The organism is Streptomyces sp. NPDC048106 (assembly GCF_040706415.1).
GTDB lineage: Bacteria > Actinomycetota > Actinomycetes > Streptomycetales > Streptomycetaceae > Streptomyces.
This window is the reverse complement of the sequence record NZ_JBEZND010000102.1, coordinates 1-3,138: the sequence shown is the minus strand read 5'-3', so window position 1 is coordinate 3,138 and position 3,138 is coordinate 1. Positions and strand designations below refer to the sequence as shown.

At 65.8% G+C, this 3,138-nt stretch carries 3 protein-coding genes; 1 reads left to right on the top strand and 2 read right to left on the bottom strand.

The window, feature by feature from the left end; translation table 11 throughout:
• Nucleotides 1-59: 59 nt before the first annotated feature.
• Both AB0927_RS40865 and AB0927_RS40860 read right to left on the bottom strand, forming a co-directional pair.
• Nucleotides 60-341, bottom strand: coding sequence for an acyl carrier protein (locus tag AB0927_RS40865; protein WP_366672948.1), 282 nt, complete (start codon nt 339-341; stop codon nt 60-62).
• Between the two features lie 42 nt (nt 342-383).
• On the bottom strand, nt 384-2,108 hold the full coding sequence (locus tag AB0927_RS40860; RefSeq protein WP_366672947.1) for a fatty acyl-AMP ligase: 1,725 nt from the start codon (nt 2,106-2,108) through the stop codon (nt 384-386).
• A 659-nt stretch (nt 2,109-2,767) separates the two neighbouring features.
• Between AB0927_RS40860 and AB0927_RS40855 the strand changes: the two genes are divergently transcribed.
• Complete coding sequence (locus tag AB0927_RS40855) at nt 2,768-2,965, top strand: MbtH family protein (RefSeq protein ID WP_085562824.1); 198 nt, start codon at nt 2,768-2,770, stop codon at nt 2,963-2,965.
• Nucleotides 2,966-3,138: the final 173 nt, after the last annotated feature.

The window sequence follows — 3,138 nt, the reverse complement described above, 5'->3', positions numbered from 1 at the left end:
ATTTCTACAGGTTCCAGAAACCGATGGGCACCGTGCCCGCCCGCGTGCGCGAATAGCCGTTACGGCGCGGAGTGAACCGGTTCGCTGAGCAGGGTCTCGGCGTACTCGATCAGAGCGTTGATCGTGGGGTACTTCCAGGCGGCCATTTCGTCGATCTTTACCTGGAGTTGGTCTTCGATCTCGGCGATGATGCTCATGCTGTACACCGAGTCGAGGCCGTATTGCGCCAGCTCGACGTCCGGATCGATCTTGTCCGTCGGCAGGTCGAGGTAATATCCGACCCGCTGGATGAGCCACGCTCGGATCTCGTCCGGCGAGCTGTCACGGTGCACCGTTGTCACAACCTGATCCGTTCTCTCGGCCGACCGGTCTTTCCTGTTTGGTCAGTCGTTCTTCACATGGGCCTGCAAGGCGTCGGTCAGTTCCTCGTGGAGCGAATTCAACTCGGAATCCGCGAAGAGCTGCTTCATCAAAGAGCGCTGGATCTTGCCGCTGGTGGTCTTGCGCACGCGGCCTGGTCCGACGAACACGACGCTGGGCAGCGGAATGCTGAACTCGCGCACCAGGGTCCGCTGGATGTCCTGGGCCAGGGCGCGGTAGTCGTCCTCGGTGATTCCGCGGGGTTTGATCTCCTGGACCACCACGACCGAGCCCTCGGGAGCGTCCAGGGCGAGGACCGCGCCGGCGCCGGTGGCGAGCCGTGGGTCGACCGAGCGGACGGTCCGTTCGAGGTCGTGCGGATAGAGGTTGCGCCCCCGGATGATCAGCACTTCCTTGAGGCGGCCGGTGATGTACAGCTCGTCGTCGTGGATCACGCCGAGGTCCCCGGTGCGGAAGAAGCCCGTCTCGCCGTCGACGCTCAAGTCGAACACCTCGGCGTTCAGGTCGGGCCGGCCCCAGTAACCCTGGGCCACGCTCTCACCGCGCACCCAGACCTCGCCGACCCTGCCGTCCGGCAGCGTCCCGCACGTGTCGGTGTCCACGATCCGCACCCGGGACCGGTCCACCGTGCCGCTGCCGACGAGTTCGCGCGGGCCCTCGCCGGGCTCCACGGGGACGAACTCCCCCCGGGCCAGCGCTTCGGCGTCGACCGTGGTGACCACCGGCCTGCTGTCGGCGGCCGTCCCGGTGACCAGCAGGGTCGCCTCGGCCAGGCCGTAACAGGGCAGGAACGTCTCGGGCTTGAAACCGGCCGGGCCGAACTTCTCCTGGAACCTGGCCAGGGACTGGGCCTGCACCGGCTCGGCCCCGTTGAAGGTCACCCGCCAGCGGGACAGGTCAAGGCCGGGGACCTTGTCCTCGGAGACCGTCCGCACGCACAGGTCGTAGGCGAAGTTCGGGGCCACGCTGAAGTCGGCGTTCAGCTCGTCCAGGAGTTGCAGCCAGCGATAGGGGCGCCGCAGGAACTCGGTGGGTGAGGTGAGCACCGTGCAACCGCCGAGGAAGAGCATCCACAGCACCTGTCCGATCAGCCCCATGTCATGGATGACCGGGAGCCAGCAGAAGGCGCGGCTGTCCGGGCCGCCGTCCGCGCACGCGCTGATCAGCCGCATGTTGGCCAGCAGGTTCCGGTGCGTGATCATGACCCCCTTGGGGTCGCTGGTCGAACCGGAGGTGTACTGCAGCAGGGCCAGCGTGTCCGGGGAGATCTCGGGGATGGTCAGGCTCGCGGCGAGCGCGGAGTCCATGGCGCGGACCGGGCCGCAGGGCAGCGTGGTCCCGAGCCGGTCGGCGATCCACCGTTCGAGCTTGGGGGCGCCGTCCGCGTCGGAGAGCGCGAGGGTGATGCCGGCGTCCCGGACGATCTTGCCGACCCGGTCCTCCGCGGAGCTGAACCCCTCGGGCATGGGCGCGGGCACGGCGAGCATGCCCGCGTAGAGACAGCCGAAGAAGCCGACGATGAAGTCCAGGCCCGGCGGGAAGCACAGCAGTACTCGGTCACCCGGGGCGCCGCCCTGCTTGGTGAGCCAGCCGGCCACGACGCGTGCCTGCGTGTCCAGTTCGCGGTACGAGAGCGTGTCGGTGATCCGGCCGTCACTCATGTCCCGGATGTAGGCGAACGCATCCCGGTCGCCGTGGGCGTCGGCCTGTCGCTGTACGAGGTCCACGAATGTGCTGGCAACCCGCGCGTCCAACTCTGCCTCCAGGCCTTCCTCGGTGCTGGGTGCGATGCTCCGGATGACCGACAGTAATCGGCCGTTCTTAAGCGGCACTTAAGCGCGAGGTGGCATGCGGGGCCTGGCTGATCCCTGATGACGGTCTCGTCAGCACGTTCATTCAGTCGAGACATTGAGGACACACGACGTTCGCGAAACCGCACACAGTGAGGGAGTTTTGCGTTTCATTGTGAGGATGAAACGGGACATTTGGGCCGGAAAGGCTGTTGACGGGTTGCAGACCAAGTGTTTGTATGTCGTGGCGTCAAGTGATCGCTGCGGGCCAATGACAGCGGACGTGACGAATCGCACGGGGGAAGTGTGTTTGCTGTGTCTTTGTACGTCGGAATCTTTCTGACTTCAGTCGCACCGTCGTGGGGAAGGGCTCCTTCCCGCACGGACCATCGCATCGGTGCGTGAACTCGTACCCTCTCTCTGCCTACTCGAACCACCCATTTCGACACGGCAGTATCGAGGGACGAGTGATGCCGCGTTCCGCATCTTCCCGCGACACGTCTCGCGAAAACCCCTGCCTTCAAGTCACGGCCCTGAATGGGCTCGTCAGCGCTCTCGCCATCCAATAGCCGCGATACGACTGTGAGGTGCCCCGGATGTCGAACCCCTTCGAGAAGGAAGACGGAAAGTACGTCGTCCTCCGCAACGAGGCTGGGCAGCACTCGATGTGGCCCAACTTCATCGAGGTGCCCGCCGGCTGGACCGTCGTACACGGTGAGGACACCCGGCAGAACTGCCTCGACTACGTCGAGCGCTCCTGGACCGACATGAAGCCGCTCGCTCCGGTCGAGTAACCCCCTTTGGTGCAGCCCTGCCGAGTCGGACGGGCTCCGGGGACCGTTCGCGGTTTCCCGGTCCGGCCATCGCGGGGCCCTCAACTGCCGGTCGGATCAGGCCAGTTCTTTTCCATGGGCTGACACGGGCGGGCTCGCAGGGCGCATGAGCGTCCGAACGGTCCGACTGAGAC